The sequence below is a fragment of the Isoptericola croceus genome (assembly GCF_029382255.1).
In the GTDB taxonomy this organism is placed as follows: domain Bacteria; phylum Actinomycetota; class Actinomycetes; order Actinomycetales; family Cellulomonadaceae; genus Isoptericola; species Isoptericola croceus.
In genome coordinates this window covers 1-17,646 of record NZ_JARLLG010000010.1, presented here as the reverse complement: position 1 = coordinate 17,646, position 17,646 = coordinate 1, and the positions used below count along the sequence as shown (strand labels likewise).

Sequence of the window (17,646 nt, the reverse complement as noted above, 5' to 3'; positions counted from 1 at the left end):
ATACGCCCGGCACCCCGCCGCGGCGTCAGCTGCCCAGCAGGTCGGCCTTGCCGTCGACGTACGCCGACTCGAGGCCGTCGAGCACCTCGGACGGCGACTTGGACTGGTTCACGAGCGACTGGAGCTGGCTCACGACGACGTCGTAGTAGCCCGGCACCGGCCAGTCGGGGTAGTACGCGAGACCGTCCGCGTCGAGGATCGCCTGGAAGTTCTCCGTGAGCTCCTTGGTCCGCTCGTCCTCGATCGTCGAGGCGTCACCGGCCACGGGCAGGCCGCCGGTCTGCGCGAACACCTCCTGCACCTCGGGGCGCAGCGTGATGTCGATGAACTCAGCGGCGAGCGACTTCGAGTCCGCGTTCGTGGGGACGACCCACACGTTGCCGGACGAGCCGGCGTGGAGCTGGTTGCCGGGGAAGTTGAACTGACCCCAGTCGTCCTCCATCTCCGCGACCAACCGACCGAACCACCACGAGCCCGACACCATCATCGGGTAGGTGCCGTTGATGAACGACACGCCCATGTCCTCCGCCGTGAGCGCGGCCGAGTCGTTGGCGACGTAGCCGGCCTTGATCCACTCGTCGAGCTTCTCGGTCGCGGCGGTCATCTCCGGGCCGTGGAAGTCGACGTCGCCCTCGAAGAGCTGGTACTGGTCGACGAAGCCCCGCTCGGAGTTCGCGAGCACCAGCTCGTACCAGAGCTGGCCCAGGGGATACTCGGCGCCGGCCTCGGCGAGCGGCGTGATGCCCTCCTTCTCGAAGGCCGCCAGGACCTGCTCGAGCTCCTCGAGCGTCGTCGGTACCTCGAGGCCGTGCTCGGCGAACATGTCCTTGTTGTAGTACACGCCGACGAACTCGCCGTAGTTGGGTACGCCGTACCACTCGCCCGAGCCCATGAGGCCGGACTCGTCGTACCTGGCCGTGGTCTGGAGCGAGCCGGGAAGCTTGTCGGCCCAGCCCTTCTCCTCGGCGACGTCGGTCAGCGGGGTGAGCAGGCCCTGGGAGGCGAGCTGGCCCGCGGTCGCGTTGCCCTTGTTGTACTCCATGACGTCGGGGACGTCGTCGCCCGTGAGGACGATCTTGGCGTTCTTCTGGATCTGCTCGAAGGTCTGCTTCTCGACGTCGACCGTGACGTCGGGGTGCTCGGCCTCGAAGATCTCGATCGCCTCGGCCCACGCCTGACCCATCGCGGAGTCGTCGTTCTCGTAGTGCCAGATGGTGAGCGTCTCGTCGTCGGTGTCGCCACCGGTGGCCGGGTCGGCGCCACCACCCCCGCCGACACAGGCCGTCAGGGCGGCCAGGGGCAGCACCACCAGTGCGGCGGTCGTCGACATCTTGCGGGTGCGGTATCTCATCGGTCCTCCTCGTCGAGTCCGGCTGAACCGGAGTGCGCTACGGCATCGTCGAAGCGCTTCGATGATCGAGTATCAGCGAGCAGGGCGAGCGAGTCAAGGTCGCTTCCGGCCCCGGGCGCCCTCAGGCGGGCGGCGGCACCAGCGCGACCGCATCGCCACCAGGAACGACGACGACGTCCGTCCAGGTGAGACCGCTCAGCAGGTCGACCGCCGGCGTGTCGAGCCGGACCTGGACGGACTCGCTCGAGTGGTTGAGGACGAACAGGGTATCGCCACGGTGAATCGCTTCAACCCCGCTCGCACCGGAGGTCCCCTCGATCGCACCCGACACCGCGGCACGGTCCAGCGCCTCGACCAGGACGTCCCGCAGCAACGGCTCCGGGAGCACCGTGCCGACATACCAGACCACCCCCGCACCGCGCACGACCCGCGTCACCGCGGCACCGCCGGCGAGATGCCCGTCGGCGAACGTCGCCAGGACCGTTGCCCCGTCGGCGCGCAGGAGCTCTCCGAGGACTGACGCACGGGGGCCGGCAGCGCCCCCGACACCGCCGGCGTCCGGCACGCCCCGGCCGCCCGCGCCCGGCCATCGCTCGTCGAGCACGAGCGGCACCCCGTCGTCGGGCAGGGGCACCCACTCCTCCCCGCTGACGCCGAGCAGGTCGCGCAGCAGGACGGGGAAGCGCCCGGTCCGCACGTGCGCGTTCTCGTCGGCCACCCCGGTGAAGGGTCCGACGACGACGCTCGCGCCACGCGCGACCGCCTCCGTGAGGGCCGTGGCCGCACCGGTCGGGAGCAGGTACGACTGCGGCACGAGGATCACGTCGTACCCGGTCAGGTCCGCGTCCGGCCGCGCGAGGTCCACGGCGACGCCGGCGTCCCACAACACCCGGTACCAGGCGCGGAGCTGGTCCAGCGTCCGCAGCCGCCGCGTGGGCCCGGCCTGCTCCTCGGCCGCCCACCACGACTCCCAGTCGAAGAGCATCGCGACGCGCGCCGCGACCCGCTCCCCGACGACGCCCCGCAGCCGCGCCAGGTCGCCGCCGACGCGGCGCACGCCGTCGTGCACACGGGTGTCCGCCCCGGCGTGCGGCAGCATCGCCGAGTGGAACCGCTCGGCGCCGGCCCGCGCGGCACGCCACTGGAAGTAGCAGACGCCGTCGGCTCCGCGCGCGACCGCCTGGACCGCCTCCAGGCGCGACCGCTCGGGCGACTTGGGCAGGTTGTGGTCCCGCCAGCTCACGGCCCCCACCGCGGCCTCCATCAGCATCCACGGGGCACCGCCGCCGAGGGACCGCATGAGGTCGCACGTCAGCGCGGCGTCGGCCGGGGCCCGGGGGTCGCCGGGATCCGGGTAGGCGTCGTCCGCGATCACGTCGAGCTCGCCGGCCCAGGACCAGTAGTCGGCCAGGGCGAAGAAGCCCATGAGGTTGGTGGTCACGGGGCGGGAGGCGTCGACCGCGCGGATCGCCTCACGCTGTTCCCGGTACAGGGTGCGGAGCTGGTCCGAGGAGTAGCGGCGGAAGTCGAGCGCCTGCGACGGGTTGACGTGGTACGGCATGCGTCGCGGCGGCAGGATCTCGGCGAAGTCGGCGTAGCGCTGGGACCAGACCGTGGTGGCCCAGGCCTCGTTGAGCGCCCCGATCGTCCCGTAGCGCGCACGCAGCCAGCGGCGGAACTCGGCCGCGGACTCGTCGCCGTAGCAGATCTGGCCGAGCTCGTTGCCGACGTGCCACATCCGCACGCCGGGGTGGTCGGCGTACCGCGCCACGAGGTCGCGCGTGATCGCCAGCGCGTGCTGACGGTAGACCCGCGAGGCCGGGCTGAACTGGTTGCGCGACCCGGCCACGAGCCGCACGCCGTCGGCGTCGACGGGCAGCGTGTCCGGGTGGAGCCGACCTAGCCACGGCGGCGGCGAGGCGGTCGGTGTCGCGAGGTCCACCGCGATGCCCCCCGCGTGCAGCAGGTCGAGGACCTCGTCGAGCCAGTCGAAGTCACGCACCCCGGGGCGCGGCTCGTAGCGTGCCCAGGAGAACACCCCGACGGTGACCAGGTTGACGCCGGCCTCGCCCATGAGGCGCACATCGTCGCGCCACGTCGCCCGGTCCCACTGCTCGGGGTTGTAGTCGCCGCCGTAGAGGATCCCGAGGTCGGCGGTGAGCGCTGCGAAGCGTCCCGCGGTGTCACCACCCGGGGCGCTGGCAGGTCCTGTGGCCGCCCGCTCCACCGCGTGGTCCGTGCTCGGCACCGTCGCCTCCTCGTCGATCGGCACCGCACTGAGGGTGCCCGTCAGGTGTGCGCTCGGCGCCTGCTGCTACACCGCGCAGGCGCTACCCGGGCATGACACCCCAGGCCTATCGAAGCGCTTCGAACACGCTAGTCTGAGGAGATGCCAGGTGTCCAGCGCCGCCACCCCGACCCACCACCCGACGGAGCCCCTGCCCACCTCAGCCAGGACGACCTCGACCCCCACGGGCCGGACCACCTCCACCAGCTCTGGTACGAGCGCCCTGCGTCCGCCTGGGTCGAAGCGCTTCCGGTCGGGAACGGCCACCGAGCCGCGATGTGCGCCGGCCGCCCCGGCACCGAGCACCTGTGGCTCAACGACGGTACCGCCTGGTCCGGCACACCCGGCGCGGACCCTCTCGCGGGCGTCCGTGCCGCCGGCCCCGAGAGGCTCGAGTCCGTCCGCCGGGCGGTGGCCGACGGCGACGTGCGCACGGCCGAGCGCCTCCTCGCCGACCTGCAGACACCGTGGGCGCAGGCCTACCTGCCACTCGCCGAGGCGGACATCACGGTGGCAGCCCCCGACGGGTCCGCCCCGGAGGCGACCGGTGCCGGCGGCACCACGGCCCGTGGGACCGACTCCGTCCCGTCCACCCGACGGCTCGACCTGCGCACCGGCGTCGCGACCCACACCTGGACGTCCGCCGGCACCGGGACCGTGGTCCAGGAGACCTGGGCCGACGCGCGCGGCGGGGCGGTCGTGCACACCGTGCGTGCGACGCGCCCCGTCCAGGTGACGGTGCGTCTCGGCAGCCTGCTGCGCCCGGCGGTCGAGGACGCCGGCATGCGCGCGGCGCTCGAGGGCACGGCCGACCTGCTGCAGGTCGTCGACCTTCCGGCCGACGTCCCGCCGGGCCACGAGCCGGAGTCCGGTGGCGTGCGGTACGACGCCGCCCAGGGACGCCGCGGCCTGGTGGCCGTCCGGGCCGTCGGCGACGACCTGGCCACGGTCACCGGTGGCGTCCTGCGCACCGGCCCCGCCACGACGCACGTCCTGCTCCTCGCCACCGCGACGACCGACCCGCCCGGGACGCCGGACGCCGCGAGCGCCGTCGTGCGGGCCACCGACCAGCTCGCCGCCGTCGCACCGGACGCGGACGCGCCCACCGCGCGCGCGGGCCTGCTCGAGGCGCACGTCGCGGAGCACCGCCGCCTGTACGACCGGGTCCGCCTGGTCCTGCCGTCGCCCGAGGACGCCACCGGGATGCCGACCGACCGACGCATCGTGGCCGCCGGGGAGCGACCGGACCCTGGCCTCGCCGCGCTGGCGTTCCATCACGGCCGCTACCTGCTGATGTCGTCGTCCCGTCCGGGTGGCCTGCCCGCGAACCTGCAGGGGATCTGGAACCCGTGGCTCCCTGGGCCGTGGAGCAGCGCCTACACGCTGAACATCAACCTCCAGATGGCGTACTGGGCGGCCGAGTCCACGGGACTGGCGGAGTGCCACGAGCCGCTCCTGCGCTTCGTGCGCCGCCTGGCCGCCGGACCCGGGGCACAGGTCGCGCACGGGCTGTACGGGGTTCGCGGCTGGGTCGCCCATCACAACTCCGACGCCTGGGGCCACGCCGCGCCGGTCGGTGCGGGGCGCGGCGACGCCTCGTGGTCCGCGTGGCCGATGGGCGGGGTCTGGTTGTGCCAGCACCTGGTCGAGCACGCCCGGTTCTGCGCGGACGACGCCGCGGCCCTCGAGTCGCTGCGCCGCGCCTGGCCGGCGCTGCAGGGCGCGGCGGAGTTCGTGCTGGACTGGGTCCAGCGCTCCGTGGACGGCGACGGCCCCGTGCCGGTCAGCGCCTGGACGAGCCCGTCGACCTCGCCCGAGAACCGGTTCGTCGCACCCGACGGGCACCCGGCCGCGGTCACGAGCAACGCCACGATGGACATCGTGCTGGTCCGCTGGCTGGCCGACGCGTGCCGGGACGCGGCAGCGACCCTCGGTGCCGACGCCTCGTGGGTGGCGGAGCTCACCGCCGTCGCCTCCGCGCTGCCGGACCCGCGGGCCGGAGCACGGGGCGAGCTCCTGGAGTGGGGCGACGACCTGCCCGAGGCAGAGCCGCACCATCGGCACCTGTCTCATCTGGTGGGCCTGTTCCCGCTGGGCACGATGGACCCGACCACGACGCCGGACCTCGTACCGGCCGTCGAGCGCACCCTCGACCTGCGGGGTCGCGAGTCGACAGGGTGGTCACTCGCCTGGCGCCTGGCTCTGTGGGCCCGCCTCGGCCGGGCCGACCGCGCGTACGAGCAGGTGCTGCTGGCGCTCCGGCCGGCCGAGGACGCCGGCGGGCACCGTGGCGGGCTGTACCCGAACCTCTTCAGCGCCCACCCCCCGTTCCAGGTCGACGGGAACTGCGGGCTCACCGCGGGGATCGCCGAGCTGCTCCTCCAGTCGCACCGCCGGAGCGACGGCCTCGTCCGCCTGGACGTGCTGCCCGCACTCCCTCCGGCCTGGCCCGACGGCGACGTCACCGGCTTGCACGCGCGCGGCGGGCTCACGGTGGACATCACATGGCGTGACTCCCGGGCAGAACGCGTCGTCCTGCACGGACACAAGGACCGCGACGTGGAGGTCGTGCTCGGGATCCGGCGGCCCGAGACCCGGACCGGAGAGAATTCGCCCGGTCCTCAGACCGGTACGACCCGGGTCCGGGTCACGGCCGGCGATATCTTGACCTTCGACCCGCGCACCGTGTCCGACCCGAGGCCCGGACCGGACCGTGCGGACCACGACCCTGCCCCGAGGAGCTGAGACAGTGACCACCATCGAGGACGTCGCCAAGGCAGCCGGAGTGTCTGCCTCGACCGTCTCCTACGTCCTGTCCGGCAAGCGCTCGATCTCGGCGCCGACCCGCAAGCGGGTCGAACAGGCGATCGCCGACCTGTCCTACCGCCCCCACGCGGGCGCGCGCGCCCTCGCCTCCAGCCGGACGAACGTCATCGGCCTCATGGTGCCGCTGCGCGCCGGGGTAGATGTCTCGGTCGTCATGCAGTTCGTCACCGGCGTCGTGACGCACGCCCGCCAGGCGGATCACGACGTCCTGCTCCTGACGCAGGACGACGCTGGTGGGCTGGAACGGGTGGCTGCCGGGTCGATGGTGGACGCGATCATCGTGATGGACGTCGAGGCGGACGACCCCCGCATCCCGATCCTGCGCGGCCTGCGTCAGCCGACCGTGCTCATCGGCCTCCCCCGCGATCCCGCCGGGCTCAGCTGCGTAGACCTCGACTTCGAGGCGGCCGGAAGGCTCGGCGCCGCCCACCTCGCCGGCGCGGGCCATCGAGAGATCGCTCTGCTGGGACCGCCGCCGGAGGTCATGGCGCGGCACACGAGCTACGCCGACCGGGTGATCCGTGGGTTCCGGCACACCCGTGCCGAACGCTCGCTCGCCGCCGAGGTCGAGGCCTGCGAGACCACTCCCGACGGCGCGCGGCGGGCCGTCGACGCCGTCCTGGGCCGCGCTCCCGGGACGACGGGCTTCCTCGTCCACAACGAGCGGGCACTCCCCCACGTGCTCGGCAGGCTGGCGGAGCGTGGGCTCCGCGTGCCCGAGGACGTCTCGGTGGTCGCCCTGTGCCCGACGGCGGTCGCGATGGCACAGTCCGTGCCCCTCACCAGCATCGACATACCCGGCGAGGTCATCGGCGGCGTCGCCGTCGACATGGTCCTCTCTCGGCTCGAGAGTAAGCAGCCGGCCGAGTCCCGCCTGCTGGCCCCGGTCCTGACCGCGCGCGACTGACCCGGTCGCCCCCCGGTCCGGGGGACACGTCTCGGTAACGATTTGACCTGCCGACGCCAACCAGCTGACGGACAGCATTGCGCGACGACGGCCCGCGGTGATATCAAAGTCGAAGCGCTTCGACGAATGGCCGTCCAGGCGCCGATCCATCACGAGGGAGTGACAGGTGAGCCTCACCCAAGGAACGTCGACGTCGACCAGGGCAGCGGCCGTGGTCGCGCCCGGGGAGCTGCGCGCCGACCCCGACAAGCGTGGACGCGCTCGAGAGTCCCGGCGACAGGTCAAGAGCACGAAGTCGTCGAAGACGATGTTCCTGCTGATCCTGCCGTTCCTGATCCTGGTGTTCCTGTTCTCCTACCTGCCGCTCGCGGGCTGGGTCACCTCGTTCTACGACTACCGCCCTGCGCTCGGCATGAGCGGCAGCGAGTTCGTGGGCCTCCAGTGGTTCGAGATGCTCGTGTCCTCCCCGACCCAGCTCCGCCAGATCGGGCAGGTGCTGACGAACACGCTCGCGATGAGCTTCCTGGGTTTCGCCACGTCGCTGCTTCCCGTGTTCTTCGCGATGCTGCTCAACGAGATCCGCGCGCCCTGGTTCCGGAACTCCGTCCAGACCCTCACGACGCTCCCGAACTTCATCTCGTGGGTGCTCGTCTACATGATCGCGTTCTCGCTCTTCTCGACCACAGGGCTGGTGAACTCGGTCCTGCACGACTGGGGCATCATCACCGCACCGATCAAGTTCCTCGACACGGACCAGCACGTGTGGCTGACGATGCTCCTCTGGAGCCTGTGGAAGGGCCTCGGCTGGGGCGCGATCCTGTACCTCGCGGCCATCACCGCGATCGACCCCGCACTGTACGAGTCGGCGCGGATCGACGGCGCGGGCCGCTTCCAGATCATGCGGTACATCACCTTCCCGCAGCTGATGCCCACGTACGTGGTCCTGCTGGTGCTGTCCATCGCCAACATGCTCAACAACGGCATGGAGCAGTTCTACGTGTTCCAGAACGCGTTCAACAAGGAGTACATCCAGGTCCTGGATCTGTACGTCTACAACATCGGCATCACGGGCAACAGCCTCTCGATGGCCACCGCGATCGGCATGCTCAAGAGCCTGATCTCGGTCCTCCTGCTCGTGGCGGCCAACGCGGTCGCCAAGCGCGCCCGCGGCACATCGATCATCTAGGGACGGCAAGGAGACATGGTGACGACGGAGTCCACCGCCGAGGTGAAGACGACGAGGGCGCGCAAGCCGCCGAGCATGCAGCGGACCCGAGGGGACGTCCCGTTCGCGATCGTGAACTACGGAGGCTTCCTGCTCATGGCGCTGCTGTGCGCCTACCCCTTCTACTACCTCATCATCAACTCGATCAGCGCCAACGACGCCAGCGCACTCGGCGACGTCCGGCTGTTCCCCCAAGGGTTCCACCTGTCCAACTACCAGCAGATCCTCGGGCTCGACGGGCTCACGAGCGCGGCGATCGTCTCGGTCGCCCGTACCATCATCGGGACGGTCTGCACCGTGCTGGCCTCGGCGTTCCTCGGCTTCATGTTCACGCAAGAGCGCATGTGGGCGCGCTCCCTGTGGTACCGGCTGATGATCTTCACGATGTACTTCAGCGCCGGGCTCATCCCGATGTACATCACCATGAAGACCCTCGGGCTGACGAACTCGTTCTGGGTGTACATCATCCCGGTGATCGTCCAGCCCTTCAACATCATCCTGGTCAAGACCTACGTCGAGTCGATGCCGCGATCGCTCCAGGAGGCGGCGGAGATCGACGGCGCGAGCACGTTCCGGATCTTCTTCCGGATCATCCTGCCGAACATGACACCGATCCTGGCCACGGTGGCCATCTTCACCGCCGTGGCGCAGTGGAACTCGTTCCAGGACACGCTGCTTTTCATCACCGACCAGAAGCTGTACTCGCTGCAGTACCTGCTCTACACCTACACGAACCAGGCGAGCAGCCTGGCCCAGGCAGCGCAGAACGCCCAGGGGAACCTCGGTTCCATCGTGTCCGCAGCCACCTCGCAGACGCCGACGTCGATCCGGATGACCGTCGCCGTGCTCGTCGTGCTGCCCATCATCTTCATCTATCCGCTGTTCCAGAAGTATTTCGTCAAGGGCATCATGCTCGGCGCGGTCAAGGGCTGATCGCGTGCCATCGAAACACGAAGGGGTGTCATGAAATCGAGGAAGGTTGCGACAATACTGGTCGCGCCGCTGCTCGGAGCTCTCTCCCTCACGGCCTGCACGGGGCCGGGGAGCGACGACGAGCCGGCCACGCCGGTGAGCATCGACCAGGACTGGTCGGAGGCTGACCCCATCACGGTCGACGTCTTCGACGGGCTGGCCAACTACATGGGGATCCAGGGCGGTTGGTTCGGCGAGATCGTCAAGGAAAAGTTCAACATGGAGCTCAACATCATCGCCCCCAACGTGGCCGGCGGGGGTGACACCCTGTACAACACCCGCGTCTCCGGCGGGGACCTGGGTGACCTCATCGTGGCCGACAAGGGCCAGCAGATGGACGAGCTCATCGCGGGCGGGCTCCTGCTCGACGCGCAGGCCTACTACGGGTCGATGGAGAACGTCACCCCGTACGACGACGCCGTCGCCAAGCTCAACGAGGACAAGGACGGCGTCTACGGGTTCCCGACGGCGGTCTCGTCCCTCAAGCCGACCGAGCCCTCCGAGGGCCTCGATCCGACGTTCGGCCCCTACCTGCGATGGGACCTCTTCGCCGAGGTCGGCTACCCGGAGATCACGACGCTCGAGGACCTCCTGCCCGTCCTCCAGGAGATGCAGGACGCCCAGCCCGAGGGCGAGAACGGCCAGAAGGCCTACGCCATCTCGCTCTTCGGCGACTGGGACGGCAACATGATGGTCACCGCCAAGCAGCCGGCCACGCTCTACGGGTACGACGAGCTCGGCTTCGTGCTCGCCCGGGCGGACGGGTCCGACTACCAGAGCATCATCGACTCCGACTCGGAGTACGTCCGCGCGCTGAAGTTCTACTTCGAGGCCAACCAGATGGGCCTCGTCGACCCGGAGTCGACCACGCAGAACTACGACACGATGTTCTCCAAGTACCAGAACGGGCAGGTGCTCCTCTCCTGGTGGCCGTGGCTGGGGCAGTCTGCGTTCAACACCGAGGAGCGCATGGCTGAGGGCAAGGGCTTCGAGCTCGTGCCGATGCAGGACCAGCAGATCTTCTCGTACGGCGCCGAGGTCTACGGCGGCAAGCAGTTCCTCGGCATCGGCTCCGGCGCCGAGGACCCGGCACGGCTGGCCGCGTTCATCGACTGGCTGTACTCGCCGGAGGGTGTCATGGCCAACTCCTCGCAGACCATGGGGTCCGCGGGTCCGGAAGGGCTGACCTGGGAGCTGGGCGACGACGGCGAACCGGCACTGACCGACTTCGGACGGCAGGTATTCCTCGAGGGCGGCGCCGACGTGCCGGCCGAATGGGGTGGCGGGGACTACGCCGACGGTGTGTCGGCCCTCAACGTCTCGACCGTGCTGCCCAAGGACGTGAACCCCGAGATCGGCTTCCCGTACAGCTACACCTACTGGCCGAGCTACCAGGAGACCGTGGCCAACCCGCTCACGGAGGACTGGAGCGCCAGGATGGGTGGCGCGACGACCACGGTGGAGTTCCTCGAGGCTAACGACCAGGTGATCGTCGCTCCGGGGTCGAGCTACACCGCGCCCGCGGACACCAGCGAGGTCGAGGCGAACCGCAACCAGGCCAAGGCCAGCATCATCGAGCACTCCTGGAAGATGGTCTTCGCCAAGAACGAGGACGAGTTCGACAAGCTGCTCACCTCGATGCAGGAGACCGCGAACGGTCTCGGCTACGAGACGGTGCTCGAGTTCGACATGGCCAACGCGGAGGCTCAGAACGAGTCCCGCGAGGCCGTCGCCGCTGAGTTCGGGTGATCGAGGTCCGGCACCGCTGACGCCCACCGACGCGTCACCGCAGGACGAAGGGCATGGGCCATGGCGCCCATGCCCTTCGTCGTGCTCACGGTCCGGGACTCCGGTGGCAGACCCTCACTCGCCCGAGTGCGGGTTGATCGGTTCCAGCTCCGACGGGTCCATCTGCCGGCGGCGGAAGACGTTGTGCAGCAGGAGGGCGCTCACGTAGGCCCCGACCGAGAATCCGATGGTCGCCACGAGGAAGAGCGTCTGCGGCAGGACGTACGCGACGCAGGCGACCGTGACGGGCAGCAGCAGGATCCCCATGGTCCGTGCCGGCTCGACGAGCGGCAGCAGGAGCGCGTTGCGGAGCGTGCGCCGCAACGACGCGTCGAACCATGCCACCAGTGCGAGCCCGTACAGCAGGGCCGCTCCCAAGAGGAGGGTCCCCAGGATCGACAGCGCGCCGGCCACCGCCGTGACCAGCCCGTCCATGGTCAGCCAGAACACGGCGCTGAACGCCAGCATCGCCATGGGGACACCCAGCAGGACGAAGACGACGGTCCCCCGCCACAGGTTGGTCCGCAGGGCGCGGAAGTACCCGCGGATCAGGTCGCCCCGCTCATCGTCCGCGTACCGCAGCGTCACCTCGTACAGCGCGCTCGTGGCCGCCCCGATCGTGACCAGGGGAAGGCAGGTCACGATGTAGAGGACGTTGAGGACGATGAAGAGGATGAGGGTGGTGATCCCCTGGATGTTGCGGGACTCCGGGTCGATCTTCATGATGTCGGTTCCACGACCTCGAGGATCGCACGTGCGGGCAGGTCGACGCTGGAGGCTCCCGCGGCGAGCTCGTACGACCCGCGCTGGACCTCCAGCGCACCGTCGGGCGTCCCCGCCCCGTCCTGCCGCCAGACAGCGAGCCGGGCGACGTCGAACGCGACCTCCACGGTCAACTCCTGCCCCGGCTCGAGCCGGACCCTCCGGTAGCCCAGCAGCAGTCGCACCGGCGTCGGCACGGCGACGTCCGCACAGCCCAACGAGTAGACCTGGACGAGCTCCTCCGCGGGACGGGTGCCGTCGTTGCGGACCCGCACCCGTGCCGTCACGACGGACGGCGACGGCGCGTCGGGCTGCAGCGGTGGGTGGACCCTGGTCGCAGGTGGCGCCACGACCTCCGGGGCCGACAGCCCGAGCGCCTGGTACGACACCGCGGCGAAGGTCAGCCCGTGGCCGAACGCGAACGCCGGCGTGCCGTCCTCGCCGTCGGGCAGGTGCCGGTAGGTGACCTGCTGACCTCGCGTGTCGTAGTCGAAGATGTCACCGGCCTGCTCCGGCCGCGCCGGCCAGGTCTGCGCGAGGCGCCCCGTCGGTTCGACGGCACCGACCAGGACGTCGATCAGCCCGTGACCCAGCTCCTGCCCGCCGTGGCTGCTCCACACGATCGTCTCGGCGTCGTCCACGCCGGGCCCGAGGACGTACGGGTAGCTCGAGACGAGCGAGAGCACGGCCCGGGGGTTTGCCTCGACGGCGGCGCGCCAGATCTCCACGGCGGCACCCGGGAGGTACAGGTGGGGGCGGTCCTGCGTCTCGCGACCGTTCAGGTGCGGGTCGTTCCCGACGGCGACGACGACGGCGTCGCACGCGGCGGCCGCCTCGGCCACGCGCGCCGCACCCGACTCCAGCATCCGGACGCCGAACCGTTCGGCGTCGTCGAGCGTGCGTCCGTCGGCGCACACCACGCTGGTCCCCCGCTGCGTCCGCACCCACCGGCCGGAGCCCAGGTGCAGCAGCGACCAGGTGCCGTCGGCGTGCACGTGCCGGCGGAAGCTCTCCTGGACCTCCCAGCCTCCGACCCGGTCCGCGTCGGCACGCAGCAACCAGGAGGCGCCCGTGAGCAGCCCGCCGGTGCCCTGCGACCGGAGCGTGAGCACCCCGTCACCCCAGTCGGTCACCTCGAACCGGCTGTCCGGGCGCGCCGCCACGCCTTCGGCGACGACGCGTGAGCCCTCCTCGGTCACCGTGACGTAGCGGCCCGTGCCGGCAGCGCGCAGCGCGACGACGTCGGCGCCGTCCGCGACCACGACGCGTCCCGCGCCGAGGCGCTCCCGCAGCGCGTCGGCGACGGTGACGGCGTACGGGGGCGTCCCGGAGTACCAGTCGGTGAGGACGACGTCGGCGAGCGGACCGACGACCGCCACGGACCCGGAGAGGTCCAGCGGCAGCATCGCGGCGTCGTTGCGCAGGACGACGACGGCACGTGTCGCCGCCTCGCGGGCGAGCGCCCGGTGCTCGGGCAGGTCGATCGCGTCCGCACCGATGCCGGCGTACGGGTCCTGCCCGTCGGCGTCGAGCTCCCCGGTGAGCAGCCGCAGCTCGAGGAGCCGCAGCACGGCACGGTCCACGTCGTCCATGGTCAGCAGTCCGCGTCCCAGGGCCTCGTCGATGCGTGCCACCGTCAAGGAGGAGTCCGCGTCGTCGTCCGTGAAGGAGTCGACACCCGCGCGCAGCATCGCCGCGTTGCCGCTCGCGCGGTCCGCGTAGGCGCGCTGCAACGTCACGGCGAACATGGGCGCCGCGGCGTCCGAGACGACCGCCAGCGACCGGTCCGTCCACGACCTCAGCTCGCTGAGCAGGTCGGCGCGCAGGTGCGCCGGCACGCCGTCGACCAGGTTGTAGGAGGGCATGACGGCGGCGACCGCACCCGAGGTGACGGCGTCACGGAACGCGGGGAGCTCCTCCTCGTGGAGGGTCCGGGGCGTCAGGTCGGAGCTGGTGGAGGACCGGTCCGACTCGTTGTTGTACGCGAGGAAGTGCTTGAGCGTCGGGGCGGTCTTCCACACCCGTTCGTGGTCGCCACGCAGACCGCGGCAGTAGGCGGCACCCAGGTGACCCGTGACGTGCGGATCCTCGGAGTAGCCCTCCTCGTTGCGGCCCCAGCCCGGGTGCCGCAGCGTGTTGACCACCGGTGCCCACACGTTGAGGCTCACCTGAGGGTCCGCCGCGTGCTTGGCTCGCACCTCGGTGGCCACCGCGTCGCCGATGCGGCGCAGCAGGTCCGTGTCCCAGGTCGCGGCGAGGCCGACGGGCTGCGGGAACACGGTGGCCCGTCCGAGCCACGCGACGCCGTGCAGCGCCTCGCAGCCGGTGTGGAAGGCCGCCAGGCCGAGCCGGTCCACGGCAGGCATGCGCTGGTGCAGCATCGCCACCCGCTCCTCGCGGGTCAACCGGGAGAGCAGGTCGCGGGCGCGCTCCGGCGTCGAGAGCTGGTGGTCACGGAAGGGTGGCACGTCCATGGGTCTCCTTCAGGTCGCGGCAGTGCGGCCGGTGCGGTGCGTCGAGAGAGTCGAAGCGCTTCGACACACGGTATCGACCTCGGGCGCCCGGGAGCAACGTGGAGCGTGGTCGTACCGGGCGAACGGTGCGACACGGCCCGGGGACGCCGCCGTCAGCCGACCGGCACACCGCCGCGCAGCACCTCTCGCACCACCAGGTCGCGGTCGGTGACCACCAGGTCGGCACGACGGCCGGCGACGAGCCCTCCGACGTCGTCGAGCCCCAGCACCCCGGCCGGCACCCAGGAGGCGCAGCGCACGGCCGCGACGAGCGGCACGCCGGCCGCCACGGCGGCACGGACGACGTCGACGAGATGGGCCGTGCCACCGGCGATGGCTCCACCCTCAGGATGGTCGGCGTCGACGACGCGCGCGACGCCGTCGGTCACGGTGACCGACATCGGGCCGAGGTCGTACGCGCCGTCCGGCATACCGGCCGCGGCCATGGCGTCGGTGACGAGCACGACCTGGTCGACGCCGACGGTCTGCACCACCGTGCGGACCACGGCCGGGTCGAGATGCACGCCGTCCCCGACGAGCTCCACGACGAGGTCGCCCCGGCGTGCTGCGGCCAGGCACGCGGGGATCGGTCCCGCATCACGGTGGTGGAGCGGGCGCATCGCGTTGAACAGGTGGGTCGCCGTCATCCGGCGCGGCGGACCAGCAGCCTCGGTCAGGCCGGCGACGACCTGGGCGATCAGATCCTCCGCCTGCTCCGTCGTGGCGTCCGTGTGACCGATCGACGGGACGGCACCGGCACGGACCAGTGCGTCGGCGACCCCACCCGGTCCGGAGACGCCCTCGACGTCCGGGGCGACCGTCATCGTGCGCAGGTGCCCCCGGGCCGCCTCGACCAGGTCCCGTACCAGGGTGACGTCCCCCGCCAGCAGGTGGGACGGGTCGTGCGCTCCCCGCCGGGCGGGCGCCAGGAAGGGCCCCTCGGCATGGATGCCGGCGATCTCGCCCTGGTCGGCCAAGTCGGCGAGGAGGCGGGCACGCTCGAGCAGCGTGGCACGGTCGGCGGTCACCAGCGAGGCGAGCATCGTCGTCGTGCCGTGGGTGCGGTGCTGCCGGACGGCGGTCATCGCCTCGTCGCGGGTGGTGGCGTCGGGGAAGCTCGCACCGCCGCCGCCGTGGTCATGGAGGTCCACCAGCCCGGGCAGCACGTAGGTGCCGGGCTCCGGTTCGGCGGCCGCACGCACCACGTCCCCCACACCGGCCGCAGCCGCCTCCGCGAGTGGTCCGACCCAGACGATGCGGTCGCCCGCGACGACGACAGCGCCGTCGCGGACGAGGGCCGTCGGTGTGACGACGTCACCGCGGACGGCGTCGACCTCCGGTGCGACGACGGGCTCCGTCGGCACGGGCGGCGAGGGTTCGAGGACCATTCCTCCATCCTGCACCACCGCGGCATGGTTCGGACAGTCTCCTTCCAAACCCGTCGGGTTGTCAGAAGAGGCGCGACTCCGGGTCGTCGACACCACGCATCGCGTCGTAGTCGAGCAGGAGGCAGCCGATCCCCCGGTCGGTGGCGAGGACCCGCGCCTGCGGCTTGATCTCCTGCGCCGCGAAGATCCCGCGGACAGGAGTGAGCAGGGGGTCCCGGTTCAGCAGGTCGAGGTAGCGCGTGAGCTGCTCCACGCCGTCGATGTCGCCGCGACGCTTGATCTCCACCGCGACGGTGCCGCCGTCGGCGTCCTTGGCCAGGATGTCGACCGGGCCGATCGCCGTCATGTACTCCCGGCGCACCAGCGTGTGCCCCGCGCCGAGGAGCTCGATCTGGGCTGCCAGCAGCTCCTGGAGGTGGGCCTCGACACCGTCCTTCACCAGGCCCGGGTCGATGCCGAGGTCGTGCGCCGAGTCGTGGTGCACCTCGTGCAGATCGATCTCGAGACGATCGTCCGACTTCTGGTGCTGCACCGTCCAGACCTCGGTGACTCCCCGTCCGGTGGCCTCGCCGTCCGGCTCGGACACCGCCAGGGAGCAGGGTGGGCTCATCCAGTTCAGTGGCTTGTACGAACCGCCGTCCGAGTGCAGCAGGACGCTCCCGTCGCTCTTGACGACGAGCAGACGGGTGGCCAAGGGCAGGTGCGCGGTGAGTCGGCCGGTGTACCGGGCCGAGCAGCGGGCGACGACGAGTCGCACGGTCCCCCTTCGTGGGCAGTGGGACGGCCCCGGTGGAGCCGAGGCCGCAGGACTGTCAGACGACGAGGCCGCGGCGACCCGGGGGCGCGGACTCGAGCCACGACGCCAGGCCCGCGTAGGCGCCCGAGGACATGGTCAGCTCGAAGTCCACCCCGTCGTAGCGGCAACGGACCAGGTACTGGTCCACCTGGCCCGCCTGGTCGAGCGGCGCTCGCCCCGTCACGGTCAGCCGGTCGCGGTGCCAGGTACGGGTCGGGCGTGGTGCGAGCGACCAGCACCGCCACCAGTCGATCCGACCCACCCCGTACTGAGCAATGCCTGCGGACCACGGCGCCTGAGGCCGAGCGGGCCGGGCGCTGCACGGGAACGAGCCCACCCGGCGCGAGAGCGTGCGCAGGCGCGACGCCCCGAGCAACAAGCCCAGGGCGAGCACCACCGCGATCGCGATGACGATCCCGAGCGCGTACCCCACCGTGCGTCCCGCCTCAGGCCAGCGAGCTCTCGCGGCCGGCGACCTCGGTGATCTCGTCGACCACGATCGTGACGACGTTCGCGTCCACCGAGACGAAGCCTCCGCTGACCTGCGCCTCGACCGCTACCTGACCCGGCGCGGTGGAGACCTTGACGGTGCCTGGGCGCAACACCGCCAGCAGGGGCGTGTGGCCGGCAAGGATGCCGATCTGACCGTCGGCGGACGGGGCACTGACCTCGCGCGCCGCGCCGGACCATACCTTGCGGTCGGCCGCGACGAGATCGACGTTCAGCTCTGCCATGTCGGGCTCCAGGGTTCTTCAGTCGAGGGTGGGACGTCGTCCTGCCGGCCCTCCGCCCGGGCCGGCCGGACGCGCGGGGGGGGGCCCGGGCCCGGCC

At 71.3% G+C, this 17,646-nt stretch carries 13 protein-coding genes; 5 read left to right on the top strand and 8 right to left on the bottom strand.

Annotation, left to right across the window (positions count from 1 at the left end; genetic code table 11):
- Positions 1-25: 25 nt before the first annotated feature.
- Positions 26-1,351 (bottom strand): ABC transporter substrate-binding protein, encoded by a 1,326-nt coding sequence (locus tag PZC42_RS17520; protein WP_277212893.1) that lies wholly within the window; start codon positions 1,349-1,351, stop codon positions 26-28.
- 121 nt (positions 1,352-1,472) lie between these two features.
- Positions 1,473-3,623, bottom strand: a complete 2,151-nt coding sequence (locus PZC42_RS17515; protein WP_438802966.1) for a beta-galactosidase — start codon at positions 3,621-3,623, stop codon at positions 1,473-1,475.
- A gap of 117 nt (positions 3,624-3,740) precedes the next feature.
- Between PZC42_RS17515 and PZC42_RS17510 the strand changes: the two genes are divergently transcribed.
- From PZC42_RS17510 to PZC42_RS17490, 5 genes are all read left to right on the top strand, one after another.
- Entirely contained in the window at positions 3,741-6,383 is a 2,643-nt protein-coding gene (locus PZC42_RS17510; RefSeq protein ID WP_277212892.1) for a glycosyl hydrolase family 95 catalytic domain-containing protein, read from the top strand.
- Positions 6,384-6,387: 4 nt separating this feature from the next.
- Complete coding sequence (locus PZC42_RS17505; protein WP_277212891.1) at positions 6,388-7,371, top strand: LacI family DNA-binding transcriptional regulator; 984 nt, start codon at positions 6,388-6,390, stop codon at positions 7,369-7,371.
- A gap of 166 nt (positions 7,372-7,537) precedes the next feature.
- Positions 7,538-8,557, top strand: a complete 1,020-nt coding sequence (locus tag PZC42_RS17500) for an ABC transporter permease (RefSeq protein ID WP_277212890.1) — start codon at positions 7,538-7,540, stop codon at positions 8,555-8,557.
- Positions 8,558-8,572: 15 nt separating this feature from the next.
- Positions 8,573-9,529 carry a carbohydrate ABC transporter permease gene (locus PZC42_RS17495; protein WP_438802965.1) on the top strand — a complete coding sequence of 319 codons (957 nt, stop codon included), beginning with the start codon at positions 8,573-8,575 and terminating at the stop codon, positions 9,527-9,529.
- Between the two features lie 30 nt (positions 9,530-9,559).
- A complete protein-coding gene (locus tag PZC42_RS17490; RefSeq protein WP_277212888.1) occupies positions 9,560-11,317 on the top strand; it encodes a type 2 periplasmic-binding domain-containing protein in 1,758 nt (585 codons plus the stop codon).
- Between the two features lie 114 nt (positions 11,318-11,431).
- On the opposite strand, the gene PZC42_RS17485 is transcribed toward PZC42_RS17490, so the two are convergent.
- From PZC42_RS17485 to PZC42_RS17460, 6 genes are all read right to left on the bottom strand, one after another.
- Positions 11,432-12,079: a YesL family protein gene (locus PZC42_RS17485; protein ID WP_277212887.1), complete on the bottom strand. Its 648-nt coding sequence runs from the start codon at positions 12,077-12,079 to the stop codon at positions 11,432-11,434.
- The gene (locus PZC42_RS17480; protein ID WP_277212886.1) at positions 12,076-14,592 is read right to left on the bottom strand and encodes a glycoside hydrolase family 3 C-terminal domain-containing protein; all 2,517 of its coding nucleotides are present in this window, start codon (positions 14,590-14,592) and stop codon (positions 12,076-12,078) included. The genes PZC42_RS17485 and PZC42_RS17480 overlap by 4 nt, the downstream gene beginning before the upstream one ends.
- Before the next feature lie 152 nt (positions 14,593-14,744).
- Positions 14,745-16,019 (bottom strand): N-acetylglucosamine-6-phosphate deacetylase, encoded by a 1,275-nt coding sequence (locus PZC42_RS17475; RefSeq protein ID WP_277212885.1) that lies wholly within the window; start codon positions 16,017-16,019, stop codon positions 14,745-14,747.
- Between the two features lie 61 nt (positions 16,020-16,080).
- Complete coding sequence (nucS, locus tag PZC42_RS17470; protein ID WP_277212884.1) at positions 16,081-16,776, bottom strand: endonuclease NucS; 696 nt, start codon at positions 16,774-16,776, stop codon at positions 16,081-16,083.
- Positions 16,777-16,831: 55 nt separating this feature from the next.
- The gene (locus tag PZC42_RS17465; protein WP_277212883.1) at positions 16,832-17,248 is read right to left on the bottom strand and encodes a DUF2550 domain-containing protein; all 417 of its coding nucleotides are present in this window, start codon (positions 17,246-17,248) and stop codon (positions 16,832-16,834) included.
- A 13-nt stretch (positions 17,249-17,261) separates the two neighbouring features.
- Positions 17,262-17,549: a F0F1 ATP synthase subunit epsilon gene (locus PZC42_RS17460; protein WP_277212882.1), complete on the bottom strand. Its 288-nt coding sequence runs from the start codon at positions 17,547-17,549 to the stop codon at positions 17,262-17,264.
- Between the last annotated feature and the right edge of the window lie 97 nt (positions 17,550-17,646).